This window comes from Paranoxybacillus vitaminiphilus, assembly GCF_003259935.1.
GTDB classification, from domain to species: domain Bacteria; phylum Bacillota; class Bacilli; order Bacillales; family Anoxybacillaceae; genus Paranoxybacillus; species Paranoxybacillus vitaminiphilus.
This window is the reverse complement of record NZ_QLMH01000001.1, coordinates 1-23,164: the sequence shown is the minus strand read 5'-3', so window position 1 is coordinate 23,164 and position 23,164 is coordinate 1. Positions and strand designations below refer to the sequence as shown.

At 37.3% G+C, this 23,164-nt stretch carries 20 protein-coding genes; 4 read left to right on the top strand and 16 right to left on the bottom strand.

Annotated elements, in window-relative coordinates:
- Positions 1 to 4: 4 nt before the first annotated feature.
- The 3 genes from B0I26_RS00105 to B0I26_RS00095 all read right to left on the bottom strand — a co-directional run bounded on the left by B0I26_RS00105 (position 5) and on the right by B0I26_RS00095 (position 5,761).
- Positions 5 to 2,797, bottom strand: a complete 2,793-nt coding sequence (locus tag B0I26_RS00105; protein ID WP_111643447.1) for a bifunctional diguanylate cyclase/phosphodiesterase — start codon at positions 2,795 to 2,797, stop codon at positions 5 to 7.
- A gap of 334 nt (positions 2,798 to 3,131) precedes the next feature.
- On the bottom strand, positions 3,132 to 4,610 hold the full coding sequence (locus tag B0I26_RS00100) for an aldehyde dehydrogenase family protein (protein ID WP_111643446.1): 1,479 nt from the start codon (positions 4,608 to 4,610) through the stop codon (positions 3,132 to 3,134).
- A gap of 53 nt (positions 4,611 to 4,663) precedes the next feature.
- Positions 4,664 to 5,761, bottom strand: coding sequence for an NAD(P)-dependent alcohol dehydrogenase (locus B0I26_RS00095; protein WP_111643445.1), 1,098 nt, complete (start codon positions 5,759 to 5,761; stop codon positions 4,664 to 4,666).
- 134 nt (positions 5,762 to 5,895) lie between these two features.
- On the opposite strand from B0I26_RS00095, the gene B0I26_RS00090 reads away from it, so the two are divergent.
- Both B0I26_RS00090 and B0I26_RS00085 read left to right on the top strand, forming a co-directional pair.
- Entirely contained in the window at positions 5,896 to 6,447 is a 552-nt protein-coding gene (locus B0I26_RS00090; protein WP_281268659.1) for an HXXEE domain-containing protein, read from the top strand.
- Positions 6,448 to 6,607: 160 nt separating this feature from the next.
- A complete protein-coding gene (locus B0I26_RS00085; RefSeq protein WP_111643444.1) occupies positions 6,608 to 7,252 on the top strand; it encodes a hypothetical protein in 645 nt (214 codons plus the stop codon).
- A 281-nt stretch (positions 7,253 to 7,533) separates the two neighbouring features.
- Here B0I26_RS00085 and B0I26_RS00080 read toward each other — a convergent pair whose 3' ends face one another.
- From B0I26_RS00080 to B0I26_RS18495, 10 genes are all read right to left on the bottom strand, one after another.
- A complete protein-coding gene (locus tag B0I26_RS00080) occupies positions 7,534 to 8,271 on the bottom strand; it encodes a CBS domain-containing protein (RefSeq protein ID WP_111643443.1) in 738 nt (245 codons plus the stop codon).
- A 12-nt stretch (positions 8,272 to 8,283) separates the two neighbouring features.
- The gene (locus B0I26_RS00075; protein ID WP_181502644.1) at positions 8,284 to 9,177 is read right to left on the bottom strand and encodes a 50S ribosomal protein L11 methyltransferase; all 894 of its coding nucleotides are present in this window, start codon (positions 9,175 to 9,177) and stop codon (positions 8,284 to 8,286) included.
- Between the two features lie 18 nt (positions 9,178 to 9,195).
- Positions 9,196 to 12,684: an AAA family ATPase gene (locus B0I26_RS00070; RefSeq protein ID WP_111643441.1), complete on the bottom strand. Its 3,489-nt coding sequence runs from the start codon at positions 12,682 to 12,684 to the stop codon at positions 9,196 to 9,198.
- Positions 12,685 to 13,369: 685 nt separating this feature from the next.
- Positions 13,370 to 13,636 (bottom strand): DUF3600 domain-containing protein, encoded by a 267-nt coding sequence (locus B0I26_RS18945; protein ID WP_111643440.1) that lies wholly within the window; start codon positions 13,634 to 13,636, stop codon positions 13,370 to 13,372.
- 645 nt (positions 13,637 to 14,281) lie between these two features.
- On the bottom strand, positions 14,282 to 14,629 hold the full coding sequence (locus B0I26_RS00055; RefSeq protein ID WP_111643439.1) for an ArsR/SmtB family transcription factor: 348 nt from the start codon (positions 14,627 to 14,629) through the stop codon (positions 14,282 to 14,284).
- 16 nt (positions 14,630 to 14,645) lie between these two features.
- The gene (locus tag B0I26_RS00050) at positions 14,646 to 16,418 is read right to left on the bottom strand and encodes a SulP family inorganic anion transporter (RefSeq protein ID WP_111643438.1); all 1,773 of its coding nucleotides are present in this window, start codon (positions 16,416 to 16,418) and stop codon (positions 14,646 to 14,648) included.
- A 234-nt stretch (positions 16,419 to 16,652) separates the two neighbouring features.
- On the bottom strand, positions 16,653 to 17,084 hold the full coding sequence (locus B0I26_RS00045) for a toxin-antitoxin system TumE family protein (protein WP_245934681.1): 432 nt from the start codon (positions 17,082 to 17,084) through the stop codon (positions 16,653 to 16,655).
- 180 nt (positions 17,085 to 17,264) lie between these two features.
- The gene (locus B0I26_RS00040; RefSeq protein ID WP_111643437.1) at positions 17,265 to 17,564 is read right to left on the bottom strand and encodes a helix-turn-helix domain-containing protein; all 300 of its coding nucleotides are present in this window, start codon (positions 17,562 to 17,564) and stop codon (positions 17,265 to 17,267) included.
- 103 nt (positions 17,565 to 17,667) lie between these two features.
- Positions 17,668 to 18,024 (bottom strand): hypothetical protein, encoded by a 357-nt coding sequence (locus tag B0I26_RS00035; protein ID WP_245934680.1) that lies wholly within the window; start codon positions 18,022 to 18,024, stop codon positions 17,668 to 17,670.
- Positions 18,025 to 18,141: 117 nt separating this feature from the next.
- The gene (locus B0I26_RS18495; protein WP_245934679.1) at positions 18,142 to 18,297 is read right to left on the bottom strand and encodes a site-specific integrase; all 156 of its coding nucleotides are present in this window, start codon (positions 18,295 to 18,297) and stop codon (positions 18,142 to 18,144) included.
- Between the two features lie 374 nt (positions 18,298 to 18,671).
- Here B0I26_RS18495 and B0I26_RS00025 point away from each other — a divergent pair, with 374 nt between their 5' ends.
- Both B0I26_RS00025 and B0I26_RS18455 read left to right on the top strand, forming a co-directional pair.
- Complete coding sequence (locus B0I26_RS00025; RefSeq protein WP_111643879.1) at positions 18,672 to 20,201, top strand: malate:quinone oxidoreductase; 1,530 nt, start codon at positions 18,672 to 18,674, stop codon at positions 20,199 to 20,201.
- A 322-nt stretch (positions 20,202 to 20,523) separates the two neighbouring features.
- Entirely contained in the window at positions 20,524 to 20,706 is a 183-nt protein-coding gene (locus B0I26_RS18455) for a restriction endonuclease (protein ID WP_111643436.1), read from the top strand.
- Between the two features lie 207 nt (positions 20,707 to 20,913).
- Here the strand turns inward: B0I26_RS18455 and B0I26_RS00015 are convergent, their stop codons facing one another.
- The 3 genes from B0I26_RS00015 to B0I26_RS00005 form a co-directional block, all read right to left on the bottom strand.
- Positions 20,914 to 21,216 (bottom strand): hypothetical protein, encoded by a 303-nt coding sequence (locus B0I26_RS00015; RefSeq protein WP_111643435.1) that lies wholly within the window; start codon positions 21,214 to 21,216, stop codon positions 20,914 to 20,916.
- Positions 21,191 to 21,658 (bottom strand): acetate and sugar kinases/Hsc70/actin family protein, encoded by a 468-nt coding sequence (locus tag B0I26_RS00010; RefSeq protein WP_111643434.1) that lies wholly within the window; start codon positions 21,656 to 21,658, stop codon positions 21,191 to 21,193. Before B0I26_RS00010 ends, B0I26_RS00015 begins: the two co-directional genes overlap by 26 nt.
- 303 nt (positions 21,659 to 21,961) lie before the next feature.
- Positions 21,962 to 22,948, bottom strand: a complete 987-nt coding sequence (locus B0I26_RS00005; protein WP_044744282.1) for a PD-(D/E)XK nuclease family protein — start codon at positions 22,946 to 22,948, stop codon at positions 21,962 to 21,964.
- Positions 22,949 to 23,164 lie beyond the last annotated feature (216 nt).

The following is a 23,164-nucleotide window of genomic DNA, read 5'->3' as shown; positions in this document are numbered from 1 at the left end:
GGCTCTAAACTGTCGCAAGATATTTTTGTTCAAACCTTTCTTTTGAAAGAGGTTTACTAAAAAAATATCCCTGTGCGAATTCATAACCATACTTTTTCAAAAATACTGCTTGCTCTTCTGTTTCCACCCCTTCACAAAGAGTTTCAATGCCTAGTTGCTTTGACAACCTGGCAATATTTTCTATAATGATAGAATTACGTTCTTTATTTGGAATCCCTTGAACAAATGATTTATCAATTTTAATTTTATCAATCGGAAAATCCGTAAAATAAACAAGTGAGGAATAACCGGAACCAAAATCATCCAACACAATACTGATTTTAGCTTCCTTTAATTCTTGTAATATCCGGATCGTCTCTTCCAAATGGCTAGACAACGATGTTTCCGTCAATTCTAATTCAAAATATTGAGGGTCACAATGTTCCTCAGTAAATAATTTCTTCAATTGCTCACTAAAACGCTGATTAGAAAGATTTAATGGCGAGACGTTTACTGCCATTTTGACAACCATTCCCTTTTCTTTCCACTCTTTATGCTGCTTGCAAGCCTCTCTTAATACCCATTCTGTAATATCGTCCATAATATGTAATTTCTCACATAGTGGAATAAACTCAAATGGTGAAACAGGGCCTAGCACGGGATGTGTATAACGAAGCAACACTTCAACCCCAGCCAATTCCCCGGTCGAAAGTGACACTTGGGGTTGATACACAAGATGAAAAGCATGTTCTCTCAGCGCTTTCTTTAAGCCGTTTTCAAGCAGCATAATTCTTTTAATATTTTCTTTAATGTCTTTCGTAAAAAACTGATAGTTATTTCTTCCATTGTGTTTCGCTTGATATAATGCTTGATCCGCATTCGATAATAATTCATCAACTGTTTGTCCGTCGTTTGGGAACATGGAAATTCCAATAGAAGATGTCGTTAAAAATTCATTGCCCTTGATTTGCCAAGGCTCTTGAAGAGAGTGGACAATTCGTTCGGCAATTTTCTGAACGGTTTCTTTCGACTGGATATTTGGCAAAAGAATCGCAAATTCATCACCGCCCCATCTGCTCATAATATCCTTTTTTCGCAAACAAGAAGACACTCGTTCGACAAATCCTTTTAACAGTTCGTCTCCCGCTTCATGTCCTAATGTATCATTCACCCATTTGAAACGATCACAGTCTAAATACATGAGAGCAAAAGATTCCTTTTTTCTTTTTGCTTCCTCAATGTGACGCACTAATTGTTCCTGGAAATATCTGCGGTTTGAAATCCCTGTTAGCACATCGTGATAGGCCATTTGTTTCAATCTTTCTTCATACGCTTTCCTGTCCGATATCTCTCTTGTAACGGTTAAATAATGCAGGAAGTCTCCGTTTTTATCATACACAGGCGTAACATGGGATTCACTCCAAATATAATCCCCGCTTTTTGTTTTCAAGCGATATTCCACGATAACCGGTTTTTGATCTTTATCTTCCCACATTTTATGAATTCTGTCATAAATAACAGATAAATCGTTTGGATGTATAAAAATGTCGTAATGTTTTCCTTCCATTTCTTCTGTTTCATATCCTAATAAACTTTTATGAGATGGTGATACAAAATGGATGATTCCTTGTAAATCGAGTACGCTCACTAAATCGGACATGTTTTCTGTAATGAGACGGTACACATTCTCCTTCTCACGCAACATGTTGTTTATTTGAATTTTTTCAGTCATATCATTGATCATTGCATATACCCCGATAACCTTTTCATTTTGAATGATGGGAACGTTCTTCACCTTAATATAGACAGTGGTGCCCCGCTTATGAAAAGCTTTTGCCGTTGTTTCTGTATTCATTCTTTTTTTTAGCGAACATTCAAAATGTTCACGAAGGATATTGGCATCTTCAGGAGGAAAACAAATATTGAGTACATTTTTTCCTATTAAATCTTCTGAAGAAAATCCGAAAATTTCTTCTGCTTTCCGATTCAAATGAACTAATTTCCCATTCTTATCAAACATAAGAATCCCATCAGGATTGTGATCCAATAACGCTCTGAACTGTATAAGCTGAACGGCTGATGATTTCATCCCTTCGCTTTGATGAATAAACGAACTTATCATTCCTATTAATAATAACAATAAGGCGCTTGCTGTAATCCATGCTAATAAGGAGTACTCATTTATCGTTTCTACTTCAGGAAAAGAAGATTTTTTATATATAGTTGTTGAAAGCATAAGACTATAATGCATGGCTGACACAACAACGCCTAAAGCAGAAGCGCTCAAGATTTTGCGATAAATAGTTGGTCGTTTCTGAAAAAAATGATAGGCATACATTGAACATGAAGATAAAATCATAAAAATAATCATAGACAGAAGAAAGTCTTTTACATCATATACAAAATAATAATGAGTACTATTCAATACTATCATATCGATAAAATGGGTAAACAAAATTCCCAGTCCCATCAATAAACCGCTGACAATGATTTTTTTCACTTTATTGGCGGAAGACAAGATGTAAAGAAAGGTGAGGAAGGAAACAAGTATTGCTAAAAAAAGAGAGCCACCGATTTGCAGGGAATTATACCATTGAATCTCATATCTACTAGGCATTCCGACCATTTTTACAAAATGTGCGGACCAAATCCCTAATCCCATTGAAATAGAACTTCCCAGTAGCCACCATTTTTGATGTTGTTTTTCGACATAACTAATCCGGCCGATAAGTTCAAGTGCCGTGTAAGCACCAAGAATAGCTAAACTAACCGGGATAAGGACTATAGAAGGATGATGTTGAAACAATTCTGGTACCATTGTATTATACCATCCTTTTTTTATTATGAGTTTTTACCTATATTATTGAATAACTACACTATACTATCCTCCTTCTTTATCGTCAATATTTGTTGAAAAATCAATTTTTTGTCGAATGTCATATTTTCAATTCATCTTCTATTACTTGCTCATAATAAATAAAAGAAAACAACTGAGCATTCAACTATTTGCTGTGATCATAAATGGAACAAACCCGATAAATATATCCAAAATTAAGCTTGACAAAAGAAAACCCTTTGGCATCATGTGCAAATGCTCTGCACATAATGCCAAAGGGTACAATTTGTTCAGAATGTGCCTTGGTGAAAGATCATTATGAAAATGGATATTGACGAGGTTGTTTTTGAACAGACAACCATTTAACGGTTGTAAATTCATCAATAGCCCATTCGCCGCAGTAACGTCCTAAACCTGAATATTTTTCTCCACCAAACGGAACATTTGGTTCTACATTGATCGATTGATCGTTTACGTGAATCATACCCGTTTTAATTTTTCGCGCTACATGAATGCCTCGTTCCAATGAACGAGAGAATACAGCCCCGCTTAATCCAAATGGAGTTCCATTTGCTACTTCAATCGCTTCTTCTTCACTATCCACAGGGATGATGACCGCAATCGGAGCGAACACTTCATTTTGGGCAGCTGCCATATCATTTGTCACATCACCTAGAATATATGGATAAATTAAGTTTCCTTCCACTTTGCCTTCGTGAATTAATGTTGCACCTTCTTTAAGTGTTTGTTCTACTAACTGAATTGCGCGATCGACTTGTTTTTTATTAATTAATGGACCAATAACTGTGTCATCTTCGGACGGATCCCCAACTTTTATAGCCTTAGTAGCTTCTTTGAATTTTTCAACAAACGGTTCATAAAGTTTCCGATCAATGATAATCCGGTTAATGGCAATACATATTTGACCTGAATGCATATATTTGCCAAATGCTGCTGCAGATACCGCTTGATCGACATCGGCATCGTCAAGTACGATAAAGGCGTTATTTCCGCCTAATTCAAGCGCAGGTTTTTTAAGATGTTTAACAGCTAAAGCCCCAACATGCTGCCCTGCTTTTGTTGATCCTGTGAAAGAAATCACTTCAGGAATTGGGTGCTCGACAAAGTAATCACCGATTTCTTCAAGATCAGCCACTGTTACATTTAACACACCTTGCGGAAGCCCGGCTTCTTCAAAAATTTTCGCGACAATGAGTCCACCGGAAATCGGTGTTTGAAAATCCGGCTTCAGCACAACACCATTTCCTGTTGCAATAGCCGGAGCGACGACACGAATCGTTAAATAGAATGGCCAGTTCCAAGGCGTGATCGCTCCTACGACTCCAATTGGCTCACGATAAACGCGGTTTTCTTTTCCAGGAATGAGAGATTCACGAATCGAACCTTCCATTTGTAATGGATATTTTGCCGCTTCTTTTACATCGGCAATGGCACAATCGACCTCAACATTTGCTTTTAATTTTGTACTTCCAGATTCTTTCACGAGAATTTCCACAATCTCTTCTCTTTTTTCCCCGATGAGCTGCGCAACTTTTTCTAAAACACGAATACGTTCATACGCGGAAGTTTGTCCCCAACTCTTTTGCGCTTTTTGTGCTGTTTCATACGCTTCATTGATATCTTCTTTGCTTGCATAGTTAAAGGTGACAAGCACTTCGTTATTGTATGGATTTGTCACAACACATTCTCGATTGCTGGAGCCATATTTCCACACACCGCCAATAGGCATTTTCTTCCACGCAGAAAATTTTTCAACCGCTTTTACTTCAGACATGAACTATTCCTCCTTTTTAAATATTTTGAATATTTCAAACAAAAAGTTCAGCATTATGAAACTTTTAATACCGGTTTAATCGTTATTCCTTTTTCAGAATCTTCACTAGCCTGATTAATTTCTTCCAACGTATAAAATTTTATCAATTTATCAAAAGGAAACTTACCTTTCTTATATAGGTCAATAAGTTTTGGAATAAAAAGCTGCGGAACGCCTGAACCTAATAATACTCCCGTAAGCGAACGTTCGAATAAAATCGTATTCACATCTAAACTTACCTCTGTTCCAACTGGAGGAGCTCCGATGACTGCTGCTTTTCCTAATGTGGCCAAACAATCTACCGCTTGACGTAATACTGCAGGGATGCTCGTTGTTTCGACAGAATAGTTAACGCCTTCTCCACCTGTAATGGCTTTAATTTCTTCCACCACATTAGAGTTTTTAGGATTGATCGTATGAGTTGCACCTAATTCTTTCGCCAACTGTAACCGATTATCTTGAAGATCAACCGCAATGATGGTTGTACAATTCGCCACTTTTGCAGCCATAAGCGCACTCAAACCAACAGATCCACAACCGAAAATAACGATGCTTGAACCTTCTTCTGGTTTCAATTTATTTAAAACCGCTCCACTTCCTGTTTGAATGCCGCATCCTAATGGTCCTAAAATTTCAAGCGGTACATCTTTTGGAACTTTTACAACATTTCTTTCTGAAGCAACCGCATATTGAGAAAAGCTGGATTGTCCAAAAAAGTTAGCGATATCTTGATGGTCTTTATGCAAGCGACATGTTCCGTCTTTCATTTTTCCTGAAAAGTTTAACTCAAAAAACTTTTGACAAGCATACGGATTGCCTGATAAACATTGCGTACATTCTCCACATGAACTAAACGATAAAACAACATGGTCACCAGGTTTGACACTTGTTACACCATTCCCGACTTTCTCAACAACTCCAGCCCCTTCATGCCCTAATACGGCCGGGAGCGGAACAGGATAGTATTGATCGCGAACGATTAAATCCGTATGACAAATCCCCACAGCTTTAATACGGACTAAAACTTCGCCATCTTTCGGATCATCAATCGTGATCGTGTCAATTTTGAAAGGCTCTCCTTTTCCATAAGTAACAGCGGCTTTTGTTAACAACGGCATTCCCTCCTAATAAAATATTTTGTAAACGCTTTCTTTAAATTTAATATAAATTCGAGATATTTGTTTTAAAAATTTTATTATTTTATCTTTAAATTTTTATTATTCATTTATTTTCCTTTTAAAGTAAAATGAAGGGTAAGAATAAGGACGATGAAAGAGGTGGGAAACACGTGTCTCTGAGAACAATCATATGGTTAGGTCCTTTTATCTTTTTGATACATGATTTGGAGGAAGTATTTTTGACACAGCAATGGATAAAAAAACACAGTTACTTATTTAAAGGAACTGTTGTTGAAAGACTTGTCAATACCTTTGGATATTCTCCTGGAGAATTTGGGCTTGTGGTCGGAATAATCACAATTTTATACGGTATTATTTGTTATTTTGCTGCCAAACAAATCAAAGCGGGAATGAGTATGAACCTGTATGCAGCAACGTTACTCATACTATTTATCAATGTTTTTACGCATCTAGGTCAAAGCATTTTATTAAAAATGTACACACCGGGAGTGATAACATCCTTATTGATCGTACTCCCCTATACTCTATATGCATTTCGAAAATTGAAAGCGGCAAATATGATAACGAAGACGACATGGATAACGAGCTTATTTATGTCAATTGGAATGGTTTTTATTATTTTTGGCTTGATGTTCTTAGTTGGCCGGTGTTTTTCCTAAATAATGATGAAGGTTAACGCTTCATTAACTGGTTTTGAAATTGCCTTTACTATCGTATTAATAGCATAAGCTGGAGCTATCTTTATATAGTAGCCTTTATTTTTTGGATTAAGTGCCTTCTCGCAAAGAAAAACAAGTATATCACAACAAGGAGGATTTTATGAACAAAAAAACAAAAATTGGTATCGGTGTATTCGGCATATTAGCATTATGTATAGGGCTTTTTTGTTTCTCATTTATACAAGACATGAAGGAAGATGAAGATGAAGCTAGAAAAGTAAAAATACAAGCACAGGAATATATAAAAAATACTTTTAAAGATGAAACGGCTATTTATGACACACTATTTGATAATATGGGGAACTTCCCAACGTTTGAATACGCTGCTAAAGCAGAGAACAAAAAGGATCATACGCAGTTTTTAGTCTACTACAATAACGAAACAAAACAGATGGAAGATACCTATATTGCGGAGAAGTGGGAAAAGGAATTAGAAAACCGGATACGTCCTTCTATTGAACAAAAGCTTGGAGCATTGGATGAATTTTGGATAGAATATGATAAAAGAACCGGAATAACATATAACGTTAATCCAAATAAGCCAAGTAGTTATAAAGAATACGATGCAGCACCTTTTATTCAAATATCTATACCTAGAGAGCCGGATAAAAAGGACGAAGAAATTTTTAACGAGATCGTGTCATTTATTCAAAAGGATGCCGGATTAAAGCATGGAACGGTTTCCATGAATTATGTTAAAAAAGGTGTGCCAATAGATGATAAAGAATGGCGCAAAACCTTTTAATAAGTTCTAAAGAGTATAATTGAGTATACATTATAAAAAGGAAATTAGAAATAACTTCCATGCTCTTTTTCAAACATTAATTATTGGCGTCGATATGGCGAAACACAAACATATAGGAAGAGCTTTATTTTTATAAATTTCTTCTACACCAACATTTAGTATAGCCGCAAAGAAAAAAGCCGATTAATAGAGGGAGTTCATTCTTCTATCAATCGGCCATCATTCTAACTGTAGTTCCTTCGTTTTCATAAAATCAACTTCATTTGGAATTTCGTTTTCTTTCATCTGATGCTATTATTCAATCTTGTTATTTTAGTGAGATCCCATGAAGTAATCATTCCTAATGGTTTTTCATTTTGATTTCCGTTTTGCGTGATAATAATCGATTCGAGTTTACGCCCTTTTTCTTGGTAATCACTGTAGATCTCCTCAATCTCATAAATATCTGTCTCAGCTGAAACATACACAATGATATGCTCTTTCTCAAACGGTAAAATATGTGAAGTTTTAACACCAGAAAAGTCAAATTTTCCCTTGTCCATATGTTTGTGTATATATTTGAGAATGCCGCCCTCTGTTACTAAACCTACACATTGTCCGTTGGTTTTATAAATTGGAAATTGCGAAAATCCGTATCGTGAAATGGCTTGCAAAACATCTTGAACATCATCTTGTTCATAAAAATAAACAACAGGCTTTGATGCTACTGTAAGCGCTAGTTTCGGCTGTTCAAGTTCCTCACATACACGTTCGATTCTTTGAACTACATGAAGGTGCGGTTCAGCAATATATTGTCCGGGGTAATATTTTTCGTGCACAATGGCATTCCGTAATTTAGCATACTGCAATAATTCTTCTTTCACGGAACGGATTAACGCATGTTTTTTACTGGTGATGTGCACAAGGCTAGTAAAGGCATCTGTGTGTGTAACATTAGCGATTTTTTTTAGTTGGGCATGAATACGGTTAAACGCTGCTTCAAATCGTTCTGAAAGCTTTGTTTCTTGAAGAAATTCCATCTATGCTCCCCTTCATCCCTTTTTCTTCGTTACTAATGCGGTCACCCACTCATTGGAGTGTGAAATTTGTTCAACGTGATACCCTTTTTCTGCATATACATCTAACGCCTCTTTGTAATTCCATTCCACCATGCCCGATAATAGCAGCTTGCCATTTGAAACAAGATGGGAATCCAGAAAAGCGTATAATTTCTTGATTTCGTTTGCTGCGATATTCACTAAAATCCAATCAAATAACCCATCTACTCGAAAGGTTGGATGTAATACATCACCCTGTATGACAGAAATACGCTTTTCCACTTTATTCAACCGGGCATTGTATAATACTTCGTCTTCTACATCCTCAATGTCAACGGCCACCACTTGTTCAGCGCCAACAAGGGCTGCCGCAATACTTAACAAACCGGCCCCTGTTCCAAGGTCCAATATCTTTTTTCCACGCAAATCTTCTCGTAAAATAAAACGAAGGCAATCTTGAGTCGTTTCGTGTAAACCTGAGCCAAATGCTCTTGGCGGTTCAAAATGGATCACACGACCTTCTACTTCTTCCTCCGCATGGGTTGGTTTGATGTACCATCCGTTTTGAAGATTGATAATCGGGAAAGGCTGCTGCCAATCTTGTGCTTCGACGAATTGATAATGTATGGCTTCCTTCTTCATCTCCAAAATGGAAGCAATCTCTTCTCTTACTTTTTCTACATCGACAGGAGCTTCGTCGGTTTCTTCTAAAAAAATTTTTAAGTCAACATCGGCATCCATGAGTTCACGAAATCCGTACCCATTATCCTCAGTAAATTGTTCAATTGGTTGATTGTAATACAAGTTGTAATATCCATGAAAGTTTAGCTTTTCAATCGCTTCATCAACTTTCTTAAGAGACATTGAGATCGTAAATTCATGTAACATGTCCGTCATCCTAACTTTTCAAGACTTTTTCTTTAAATAGTCGTTGTATAAAATCTCTTGTTTTAAAATTTTGTACCATTCTAATCCGCTTTTCGTATCGTTTCCACAAGGAAGATATTTTATATACCCTGGGTACGTTTCGTCAACATAATAATCATCCGGTTCATTTTGTTTTGGCGGGGCTTTTATTTCACCATTCACTCCTTTTCTAATCGGAAACATCCAGCAAGTTTTAGGCTTCACCTTCCATGGGTGGTAATCTAAATCAGTGGCGACCCTTTGCAAAGAACATTCGTTATTAGGAAGAACAAAAACACACCTCGTCTGTTCAAAATGAGCAGGATACCCTTCCTTTCGGTAAGTGTGTGGTTTGGTTGCCGTTTTTCTTCCTGATATAAGGTTTCGCCAATTTCCATCTACAATAAACTCTTCTGGAAGATGCGGAAACTTATCTTGGTGTTCACGAACAAACGCTTTGATTTGCTTTTCTTCCTCTTCGCTAATATAAGCCCCATCATAACAACAAAACGCTTCACATGAAGAACAATCAAAGGATAGCTTTGGTTCAGAAGGAAATGACTGAACAAATTCTCCGTGTACCCTCTCTTTATAAATCTTCACAGGTGTCACGTACTGTTCAATCCACTGTTGAATGGATTGTGATTTATGTTGAAGCTCATGAATCCTTGCTATATAGGCTTCATAAAATAATTCCACGATTTCTGGCTTTCCATGAACGCCTTCACATAATAAACAAAATTGAATAAAATCGCTTACCTGTTTATCTGTAAGACCCTTATCAACTAAAAGTCCGCTTGCCGCTAATGCCTGAACGGCTAATCCAGGAACGGCTGCATCCACATACTGCAATAGCTCGAAAACGTCTTTTTCTGGGATTGTAAGCTTATTCTTTAATATCACACCAGAAAGTAAGGCAAAGCACGAAGCCAATGAAACTAAATAATCATAGCCTCGATTTTGACTTTCCGCCTTGTATTGTAAAAGTTTCGTATACGCAGTCGCATCACCAAATTCAGCTAATGCTAATGCACGCCAAATTTGTCCGTACAGTCCGTCCCATTGATGACCAATTTGTTTAGAAAGGAAAATTCCTTCTTCATAATAGACAAAGGCTTCTGATAATCGACCCATTCGAGCTAACACGTTAGCATAACAAATGGCCGCAATATTATGAGCATGCTTCCATTTTGATCCTTTTGATGATTCATAAGCGAATTTCGCTTCTTCTTCAGCTTTCTCTAACTCGCCAACCGCTAAGTAAGCATCTGAAAGATTGACACACGATAGTAAATAGTTAAAATGGTCTTTTAATTGGCAATACCCTTCCTTCGTTGCCTGACAACGCTCAATGGACTGTTTGTTCATGTCCAAGTTATGAAACAAAAGGTAAACGGTATGGTCAAAATACGTTTTATGTTTAATATTCTCTTGTAAAAATTTCTTGTATTTTTCTTCGGTTTGACGGATTAAGTCTAATCCTTTCCTTTGTTCACCTGCATAGAAACTTGCAGTTACTTCTTGAACATGACACTTAAAAGCAAAGAAAGTATCTTCATTTTCTAACAATTGAACGGCCTTTGTCGCTAACTCAAAAGCAAGTTTCGCATTTTCAGTTCGCAAATGATATTTGGACTGATAATATAGTAAATGCGACTCGTTTTGTTGTTCAACAGGAAGGTATTGGATTAACTGGCTGATGTATTGCGCTTCTTTTTCGATATCCCCTTCCCCGTATGCTGCTTCAATTAACATGCCTAAAACTTCTTCAAGCTGTTCTTCCGTCAGCGCATGTTTTTCTTGAATAAGCCGATCTCCCATTGAATAACATTGCTCAAACAGTCCTTCTAGTAAATACAGCTCTAGCAGCTGGATCTGAATCGTATACTTCTCCTTTGAAAACAATTGATGGTGGCTAAAGTGTTCAGAAATAAGGTACAAGTACTCTTCTAAAATCCATATTTTTTCACTTTGTTCGAGTCGTTCAAAATCATTCGATTGAATGATCTCTTGATAAAAACATGCTAATAGCTGTAAGACATCATCCTTCCAAGGAAAATCATCTAGCATCTCCCGGGCTACCTCATAATAAAGCCTGCGGCGAAATTCAGCTACTTGTTCTAAAACATCATGCCGCTCAATTTGCGTTAAGTTAAACGGATTGTCCGACTTTTCAAAGTCTTCCACCGGAATATGATACTCTTTAAAAAAGTCAAAGCATTTATCAATAAAACGCTTAGAAAAGCGAATTCCTTGGGCACTTCCCCATAAAACTAAACAGCTAATTCCATGTCCAAGCTGTTGAATACGCTCTCGAGCAAGTTCCTTCTTTTTATTGGAACGGAATTGTAACGCTTTAACCGGTACCATCAATTCTTGATTCGCGTTTAAAAATCCCGGCGTTTTTAAAATGCGTTGAATATAATCCCATAAAAGCTCTAAATCCCCGCTGCAATTTTGGGCTAATAATGCTTTGGCTTCTGCCGGCAATTTCGGAAGGACGGAATCAATAATTTCATAAATGCTTCGTTCATCTAACTTTTCTAATGGGAAAATAATCGGTACTTCCACTACTTCATCGGATTGGAATTGAGCAACCAATTGCCCAAGGTCTTTTTGTATATGCCCCCCTGTACGTGATAAATGCATTTGTTCTTTTAAACTGGATTCCCAGCACGTTGCTATAATCATTAATGGCCACTCTAGCTCATTCGCTCGAACATAAACCTTTTCTAAAAAGTCAAAGGTTAATTCGTCAAGCCATTGGGCATCATCAATAATGAACAGTAATGGCACAGAAGGAAGCCGCTTATCATTTGTGTCAAAAATGGATTCAAATACCTCCAGCGTTTGGTCGACAAGCGAAACATATTCTTGTTTAGCCACTTCGATGATTTGATTTTCAGTTCCTTTCTTCCGTCCCTTCCATTTTTCCAAGAAACTAGTGATGGAATCGAATGTACTGATTGTCTGATCGATATTTTCGACCACATTTCCAATTAGGTCGACGAGAAACGGTCCTCCACCTGGAAAGGCGTAATTAGCCAACATACTAACAACGCTTTTGGCCACTTGTTTGTTTGTAAAGCTTCGTTTCTTTGCTTCGAATAACCCGTGTAAATGGAGCCTGATTTGATGACGTGCTTGACTCAATGCACAATCTGCTCTCATATCACTATTACGTTCATCGCGATTTTGACAACGCAAAGCAAGCCACATCCAAGGCATGAGGCTTGCTTGATTGACATATAATTCATCAAACTTTGGAACGAGAGACATGGTATGCTTCGTATCATTTAATATATCCGGCCAATACCCATTCGGGTCTTCATTCTTACTTAAAAAATGATAAAACTCTTGTATTAACCTCGTTTTTCCAATACCGGTATCAGCACTGATCACGACAAATTGCGGCTGACCTTGTTTCACTTTTTGAAAAATGGAAGTCAAATATTCTATTTCTTGTTTCCGTCCAAAAAAGTCGCTCATGCCTCTTCCCTCGATTTGTCAAATTCACTAATTATAACAAAATTATAGTGGTTCTTGTGCAAAAAGTTCAAGTAATCTCTAAATCTTGGACATGCTGATGCTGTTAAACTAAAAAGACTTATAAGTATTACACGGAAAAAGATGGAAGCATTTAAATGAAGCGCAATGTATACTAAACCGCTCTTTTGATGTAAGCCCATTTTTCACTGTCATGGAAGAATATCAAACCAATTTTTAGCTAAAACCGTTTAACAATACAACAAACTTTTCTGCAGTTTCTTCCATACACATTGGACCAGTGTCTAGACAAACGTGTTGTGATGGTCTTGGATAACGCAAAAATTCATTTTTTCAGTCTTTTTTACATAATCACGAAGAACGGTTATTGGCCGAATTTAAAATTGGTTAAACAGATTTTGGGATGTCTGAAAGAGAGCGCCATTGCCAATTTTTCACGCCAATCGAAAAAAATTGCAAGAATCGATTGTTTCGTTCTTGGAGTACCTCGCTCTATTTCCTGAAAAAGTGCTTCAACGCATTAGACAGATAGTTGTGTCGGAATATTAATCTGAATCTATATAAAACTGACCCGTTGAAGAATAAAGGGTTCAGATCCTGCGTCTGAGCCCTATTTTATCTACAATCTGAATAGAAAAGGTTCCTCTAAAGATGGATTCCCCCCTTTTTACTGTATTTGCTTATCTACATATTCAATAAAATCCCTTGCTTTCAGAAATTCTTCTTGAAGATTTGGAGGTATCATTCCCACATCTATGGGTCCTGAACTCGGGTTTATTCCGCTCTGTACCAACACTTTCTCATATGTCATAAGGACTTCAATATAATATTGGTAAGATATAAAAATTTCGTTCGATTTTTTGGGAAAGTTTTTAAAAAACAGAGCCTTCATCTTGAAGGACTCTGCTTTCCGAGTTTTCGCTTTTCTGAACATAAAAAGAGATAGCAACTATATTGCTTATACGAAGAAGTTGCTAGATTATTTAACTATTTCCCATCAAAGCGGGGAATTTTATGTTACAATTTGTTAAACTATACATACAAAATGATTTGTATGCATAGGTGTGAGTCATATGTGCCAAAAGGAGGAGGAGAAAGAGATGAATTCGACTTTGGACAGGAAAAGAACGAAACAAAAATTGAATATTGATTCTGAATAATTCAGGGGAAGACGCATGGTAGTTTCTTAATGCATTTAGAAACCGTACACAAATACAACACCCAGGTACATAAAAAGGATATTGTTCATAAATCTGCTTTTTTTAAATGACAACTGTTTCCTCTGAGTTTTCCTGATATTCGCACTCCCCATACCACCCTTTTGCCGTTTCTCTTGCGAAGTTGAGTATAATCACTTACTTTATTGATGGCAATCGTTTTCACTTTTGATGTGCGTCAAGTTTTATAAGAGATTTTTATGAATGGAACAAGTACAAAAAATAAAACCCGAACTTTCCATCTTGAGTTCGGGTTTACTTGATGATTCCGAATGGGTGAAGTGAGCGACCTCTCCCCTGTCAGAACAAGCTAATAAAATCCGGTAATTTTTCAAATGTCCGTGGAAACATGCAGCAACCGTTCATTCTTCCAAATCTTTCACTTTATCGTCATTAAATTTATCGAGCATCGATATAGCATCAATAAGGTGATTGTTAAATATTTGGCGAGCAATGTTTAACAAATCAATAATCATCGGGTCACGAAGAGAATACAACACCCGATTGCCATCTTTTGTTCCGTATACAATATTTTTAGACCGTAACACACTCAATTGTTGAGAAACAGCAGAACCCTCCGCACCAATGAGTGTTTGAAGCTCGTTAACGTTCTTATCTCCTTCGGCTAGCAATTCTAAAATCCTTATCCGTAAAGGATGGGCAAGTGCTTTGAAAAAATCCGCTTTAAACTGCTGCAACTCTAAATTCATTGAGTTCCCTCCTTATTTACGGTTTATGAGCATAAACCATACTTTGTAATTCCCCGTCCTTTTCAGGCTCACTTATCGGGTCGGACAATCGGATGCATTCTTGAAAAGCATAATGCTTACAGCCAAGACATTTGTTTTGTTCTAAATTAGCTAACGCAAAACTGATTGCATCTCCAGTATGTTCAAAAAAATGTTCTTCTCCAATCTCTTCATATAATCCTGTTCTTTTCAGAACTTCTTTCGGTTGAGTTTGCAGACCTGAAATGAGAATTGTTCCACCTTGCTTTTTAAAATGGCGAACAATGCTAGATAAATTGGATTCTCCCGTAGTGTCGATATATGGAACCTTCCCCATTCGCAAAATCAACACTTTAGGGCGATGATTGATTGTTCCCATAATTGATTTTTCAAACATTTGTGCCGCTCCAAAAAAAAGAGGGCCTTCAATCGTATAGATGCTAATCTGAGGGCAATCACGTCCCGCATTCACTATATGCGGCTTTACTTTATTCTTCTTGTCTGCCGGGTCTGGAAGCACTTTGGCAACTGTAAGTATTTCGCTCATTCGCTTTACAAAGAGGATGATCGCCAAAATGAGACCAACCTCAATCGCAATAGTAAGGTTAGTGAATACGGTAAGAAGGAATGTAATAACTAAAATAATGGAATCGCCCGTTTTTGTCATAAGTATGTGAACAAATTCTTTTCGTTCGCTCATATTCCATGCAACAACCATCAGAATAGGCGCCATGCTTGCTAATGGAATGGCAGAGGCATAAGGCGCAAAAAGCAATAATACCGCCAAAACAACGAGCCCGTGAATAACACCTGCCATGGGCGAAGCGGCACCGTTTTTAATATTTGTTGCTGTTCTCGCTATGGCTCCTGTTGCCGGAATCCCGCCAAATAAAGGTGTGATCATATTCGCAATCCCTTGTCCCGTTAACTCGCGATTGCTGTTGTGTTTGCTTCCGGTCATTCCATCGGCAACAACAGCAGAGAGCAAGGATTCGATAGCCCCCAGCATGGCGATAGCAAATGCAGGACGAAGCAGGTGCTGAATTTTTTCTAAAGTGATTTCCGGAAAGTGAAAACTCGGCAGCGTACTTGGAATTTCACCGAATGTTGAGCCAATGGTTGCCACTTTATCCGGATAGAATAAATTTGCAACTATACTGGAAACGATTAATCCGATTAGTGGACCCGGCACTTTCGGAAAATATTTTGGAGTAAGCAAAATCAAGACCAAACTGATCATTGCCGTGAAGACACTGAAAAGATTCATCGTATCCAAGTGAATGAAGATTTCTTTCATATTGGATAAGAAATCTTCGTGCTTTTCAATACCTGTCAGCCCTAAAAAGCTGGCGATTTGCCCTGAAAAGATAATAACTGCAATCCCTGAAGTAAAACCGATTGTAACAGGACGCGGGATGTATTTAATCAATGAGCCTAACTTAAATACCCCCATTAGAAATAACATAACACCAGCTAAAAATCCAGCAATTAGCAAGTTTTCGTAACCATACGTCATCACAATTCCCAAAAGAATGGGAATAAAGGCGCCAGTCGGACCGCCAATTTGAAATTTCGATCCGCCAAAAAGCGAGATGAATATTCCTGCGATGATGGTCGTGTAAATCCCGTACTCCGGTTTAACACCCGAAGCAATGGCAAACGCCATCCCAAGAGGAATGGCAATCACACCAACAATGATACCTGAAAGAAGATCTTTTCGAAAGTGCTGGAATGAATAACCGCTAAATCTGTCTGAAAAAAAATATCCCACAAAAATCCCTTCTTTTTATTATTTGTATATTTGAATTTTTGAATATACATAATATATAACATTTCGATTCGGAGCTGTCAAAGCTCATTCTAATCAAAAGCATTAATTGTACCCAGGGCATTATGCATACGTCCATTTGCTCGTTATAAAAGAAAAAGACCGATTGATAGAGGATTTGCTTTTTCCTCTCAATCAGTCAATTTAATATACTATCTCTCATTTCAACCACTTTTCTCATTGGTTGGACATATAGGGAAATTGGCCATCAAAAGCAGAAATCACTTTATCAAAATACAAAATAAACTCAATAATACTCCGTAATGTTTGATGTTCGAAATTCTCCAGCCGGTACATGCTATGTAAAGTTTCCGAATCAGGAAGATGAACATAGAACGGTTCGGTCGATGTTTGGTGTCGTTTGTCGTTGTCGTGACTTTCAGAATGCCACTTTAAGATCGTTTCTTCGTTAGGCGTAACCCAATCATAATAATAAAAGGAGATATATCCATTTTCTATATGTTCAGTGACATATAATTTCGTTTTGTTATGGAACACAATCGTTTTTCTTGCCCACTCTTTTGTGGAAGGACGCACTTGCATCTCCATCGCGAATATCGAGAATAATCGATGCAAAATCCTGCTGCAAAACAGAAAAAACGTTGGCACGTTGCTGAATCCGGTTCGAGTTGTGGTGTTTGCATGAGGCGGAGCGTTTTTTTGTATTTTGGCGAATCTTGTATTTTTTACGATCACTCATGAAAAAGATCGAGCCTTTTTAGAATATATATCCATTCCGCAGCATCACGCTGTTCTTCTGGTGTTAACCTTTTTTTCTTTGCCAACGTTTCAAACTTGAACATGCAGGCTATGGTCATGATCCTGTTTACTACTACCGTCAATGATAAAAGGAGTATTCAATGCCTGCGAAATTTTGAAAAGTGTCTCTACTCTAGGACTTGTAAGCCCTGCTTCAATTCTTCCAATCGTGGATTTTGGAACTCCGATACGGTCTGCAAGTTCCTGTTGAGACATATTTAGTTGCTTCCGTCTTGTTTTGATCTGAGCAGCTATCGTTCCTTCTAATTGAAGTTTTTGAACATGCTGCTCGCCTCGAATAGCTGCATATTTCTTAAAAAAATCACTCATTCTTTTTTCCCTCCCCGTTGATTAATAAAGGCAAGGATCAAAAGCGCAATAACTTTCATATGCTGATTCAGCAGGCACAATATCCTCTCGTCTTATCGCTCCATTATACTGCTTGTCGAAATAATGAAGCAGTATGACTTTTGAAAAATTGTGGATCGCAAATATAATCCTGTGATTTCCAGTTCTTCCACCCCTTATTACCCCATCTGTAAAAATTATCATAACGTGTGTTCATGCTAAGATGTTTCAATGACGGAGGGGTTATATCATCCGGAAGGCTGTTGTCCCCCGAATCAGAAGGATATGGATTATGTTGAATAATTGTAAGTTGCCTTGCATATACATCAGCAACATGACACCATATACCCGGACGACCTTTTTGTCTAAGTTCTTGCTCTGCCTTATTCAATAGGTAATTTTCAAATTCCTTAACATTTCCTGTGTATATTACCTCAAACAATATCCTCTACCCTTTACTAATTATTATTACACATATGATAGCATTTATGCTACTGAAACACAATTATTTATCATTACATTTTCCTTAATGCTTCCACCTGTTCTTCTTTGGATGCGTCTACATAAACAGCCGTTGTTTGAATGCTTTCATGCCGAGCAAGCCGTCTAATTCGATGGACGTTCCAGCATTGGCCAAGTTCTTGGAAAAGCTATGACGGAAGCGGTGCGGGGTAATGTTCTCCCTGTTGGCTAAATCCGCGTATTTCGTTAGCATTTTTTGATGACCCTCTCTGTTAGAAATTTGGATCTTTCCGATATAAATAAGCAAGTAGATTTGCAAATACTAATTAAGAATTAATTTGATATTACGTTTTTAGGAGGAATATAAATGTAACATGGCCAATTAGTATGTTGTTTGTATAAATTTGATATAGTATATATAAATATATAAATAATAATGATATACTATTAATTAAATAATGATATACTTATAATTAAATAGTGATATACTATTAATGATATACTATAATTAAGATATAATTTATAATTGCTGTAGAAAAGGTGTGTGGCGAGGACCCTGGATAGCTTTGACTTAGGAAGGTGCGCCTGCATCCTTTCTGCAAATATCGGGGGATAAGGATGGGAAAAATGAGTAACAGACAAACTGGAACAGACGTTATCTTAATTGGTGCCGGAATCATGAGTGCGACTTTAGGGACACTGTTGAAAGAATTAGCACCGGAATGGGAAATGAAAGTGTTTGAGAAACTCGGCAAACCGGGAGAAGAAAGCTCTAACGAATGGAATAATGCGGGAACGGGGCATGCTGCACTATGCGAGCTTAACTACACACCCGAGAAACCGGATGGATCTATTGATATTAACAAAGCGATAAAAATTAATGAACAGTTCCAAATTTCCAGACAGTTTTGGGCTTACCTTGTAAAAAACAATCTGTTACAAAATCCGCAGGAATTCATCAGACCGTTGCCCCACATAAGCTTAGTCCAAGGGGAAAATAATGTGAGATTTTTAAAGAAACGTTTTGAAGCGCTATCAAACAATCCGTTATTCCAGGGAATGGAATTTTCTGATGACCCGGAAAAACTGAAAGAATGGATTCCGCTTATAATGGAAGGCCGTACATCGAATGAACCGATCGCGGCAACCAAAATCGACTCAGGTACGGATGTTAACTTTGGCGCTTTAACGCGCATGTTGTTTGACCACTTAAAGAGGAAAGATGTCCAAATATACTACAAGCATAGTGTTAAGGATATTAAACGTGCCAGCGACGGCCTGTGGGAATTGAAAGTGAAGGATCTCAATAGCGGTTCTGTTGAAATCCATAAGGCTAAATTCGTATTTATTGGAGCCGGCGGGGGAAGTCTGCACTTGCTTCAAAAATCTGGTATTCCAGAAAGCAAACAAATTGGCGGATTCCCTGTAAGCGGATTATTTATGGTATGTAATAATCCAAAAGTTGTAGAGCAACATCATGCAAAAGTTTACGGTAAAGCTAAAATTGGTGCGCCTCCAATGTCTGTTCCGCACCTTGATACACGGTATATCGACAACAAAAAAATGTTGCTCTTTGGACCGTTTGCAGGCTTCTCGCCTAAATTCTTAAAAACTGGTTCAAATATGGATTTGTTTGCTTCCGTAAAACTGCACAATCTCGCAACTTTGTTGGCGTCAGCTTTTAAAAACTTTTCTTTGGTAAAATACTTGGTCCAGCAGCTTATGTTAACGAAAGAAAAGCGCATGGAAGAGTTGCGCGAGTTTATCCCGACGGCTAAATCAGAGGATTGGGATATAGTCGTCGCGGGCCAACGTGTGCAAATTATTAAAGATACTGAAGCTGGCGGTAAAGGAACGATTCAATTTGGTACGGAAGTTATTAGTGCTTCCGATGGTTCGATCGCTGCATTGCTCGGCGCTTCTCCTGGTGCTTCTACTGCCGTACACGTAATGCTTGAGGTGATTAAAAAATGCTTCCCTCAACATATGCATGAATGGGAACCGAAAATTAAAGAAATGATTCCTTCTTACGGCGTGTCACTAGTGGAAAACCCAGAGCTTTTCCAAGAAATTCATACTTCAACAGCAGAGACGCTCGGTCTAAACGGAAAAGAACCGGTCTCTAGTGTAAGCAAAAAAGAACCGGTTTATAGTTAATTCTTTGGATGCAGAAACAAAGGTATTGAATAAAAAAGTGTAAACAACACTTTTCATCAATGGACCATTGTTTCTATGATTAAGAGATTGATAAGTCAATAATTATAAAGCAGAGATAATATATAAAAATTACAGAATAATCGAATATGATTGAAAATAAAACATAGAACCTTTGATCTACCTTTAGATTAAAGGTTCTTTTTTCAAATTCGCAGTTAGAGAGTCTGCGGTGAACCATATCATAAGTAACGATAAACTCTTTCTAGCTTAAATAAATAATAATCAATGTATTTATGGTAAATTTTATTATGCGGAGTTTATAATGAAATTATATTTTATAGTTGAAACCAAAAATGCAGATAACGACAGTTTGAGAGACGAAGAAAGACAAAAAATAAAACATGCCGAGAAGTTTTTTAATGATGCGATAAAAATAAAATTTGTTACACAATATAGCGGCCAAAAGATCATCGATTTAATAAATGAAGTATACAATAAAAGCTAAAAATGCATATCATGGAGGTAATTTATCCGTTGATTTTCGAACATTTTGTTCAGTCCCTGCTTCTTTCAGAGCCACAAAGATTTTCGATGTCGATGCAAACGTTCTAATTCGAGCGGTGATGGAATCAGACAGGAGAAGAAAGCTTAATGAAAGGGAAAATAATGTTGAAAAACGCTAGGAGCAAGGTTTTCCTAGCGTTTTTTTATGTCAATCAAAAAGTTTATCAATCAAATGAGAAGGATCGTGTTTTTGATCGGCAGACAAATCATCGTCTACTTCTTTTGCATAGTTAGGCTCAAGAGAATGCGAACTTTTCGTGATTTTTTGAAGAATCTCCCGCACTTTTTCTTCTAAATCATCATTTTTCCCGCTCATTTTGTTCATATCGTGCTCAATAAGGTGACATATATAGTCACTGACATTTTCTCCATTGTTCTTTTTCTCAAGAAGAAATGCATATACGTGCTCGAACTTTTTGCGAAAACTAATGCTGAAGCTTTTTCTTTGCATTCCACTTCACCTCGAGAATGTATAAAAATGTTTTTACCGTTTCCCATATAGGATCATTACTGAGCAACGCATGCGGTAAAAAATGTGCAATGGTAGCCCGAAGCAACAAACTTCCTCCACCGACAACGATGACTTTCTCGCTTTCCAGAGAGATTTTTCGGCTTCGCGCAAAGTTAATAATTGCTTTCACGTGAGCCGTCATTTCTCTTTTGATGAGTTCGTGGCTTTCCTCTTTTTTCTCCCCATACATATACAAATATTGATTTCGTAAAGCTTGTTCACTTGCACTGTCAGAAATGATTGTGCCGTATTTTGTGCCAAGAACCTCAGCGACTTTTGCTCTTAGAAAGCTAATTCCTAATTCACTTGATGTCGTTTTGTTGTATTGAGGAATGAGGTGATCAAAGGCAATGAAAGTTGTATTTAAGCTACCGATATCCATTACGATACAACGTTCATTGCTAAATTCACTTGTTTGTCGATACACAGGTGTATTTGCTAATTGAATTTTGAACCACTCCGATTACCCCCGACGTTTAAAGATTCTTAATAGTAAATATGGGTATTTATATGTAGCTTCTAGAGGCCTGGTCTTGATCGAAAGGCGGCACATTAAGGTGTTTCGATTGGCAACAAGCATGCCATGCCTCTCATTTCATATAAAGACGGTGCTTTGGATGGAAATGGAGTGGCTCACGTTTTCATGAGCGAAGTGGCTCAATTTTAGTGTAAGTGAAGGAAAAAATTAAGAACTAAAAGAAAACCATAAATTTGAGTTTTTATTAAACCACTTCAAAAGTCTTTTAGCCGCGTCTTGTGCTTTATGAACATCATCTTGTAAATCTTCATAAAATCTGTGAGGGTTGATTTTAGGTACTTCAATACGAACGACAACGGCAGATTTACCCGCTCTTTGAATGGTCATTCCTTCCTCCAAGTAATCCTTGAATAAAGATATAAATTCCTCAGCTTTTTCTCCTAGTTTTTCAAACTGAAGATCGACGAATCCGTGTACAAACTTATGGTAAATAATTACATTAGGAGGCAATACTTTTTTTCCTAATCCAATGAATGTTGCTGCTGGTCCTTTATCTTTAGGTTCGGGCATCGGCAAGTCAGGGTGCCGCACCAATAAATCTTCCCAATACCTCTTCCAGAACAGGGTAATAGCTGAATTCACTTCACTTGGTTGATATACAGAAGAGGAGGCAGGTGATTTGGAAGAGCGCGCTTTTTCAATTGCTTTTCTTAAGACACTTATTTTGTAGTTTGCTCGTTGCCCCATTTGAACTTGAGTTTCAAAAAATGCTATCACCGTTTCAAATGGAAGATAGAAATCGAATTTATGACTTGGTTTAATCATTTTGATATAATCTTCTGGCGCAAAGAGAACCGTATAAAACTTAACACATTTTCCACGCCTTACGTATTCGATTCCGCGATTTTTATAATCTTCAGCTTGGTTAGGTTGAAACTGGGCGTTTATTTTGTTTTCAATTAAAAAGAGAACTTCACCTTTTGGACTTTCAAAGGTGATTTCAAGATCAGATTCTCTCTCTAATTCAAACACTGAATGTTCAACACGGACTAAAGCGCCGATATCGCCATTTAGGCCTGTAGTATTTGTTATAAACCATGTTCGGAATGGCTCAGATGAATAAAATTCTTCTAAGAATAGAAGGTCAATGTGAAGTTCTCTAACTGAATACATCAAAATAGGATTAGGATCCAAAGTTGATCTTCCTTTCCGTAATATTCAGTATATTTATTCTTTTTATTTTATGATAGAAAAAGGATAACGTAAACGGTTTTTAGATGATGTATAAAATTTTGTGTAAAGCATTTTGCTAGACCAAAAGAAAAAAGGTAGGGTATTCTCTGATTGGACCAAAAATCTTAGAGAAAGGAGAACCCTACCTATGTCTAAAAGTATACCGAATGTAGACTG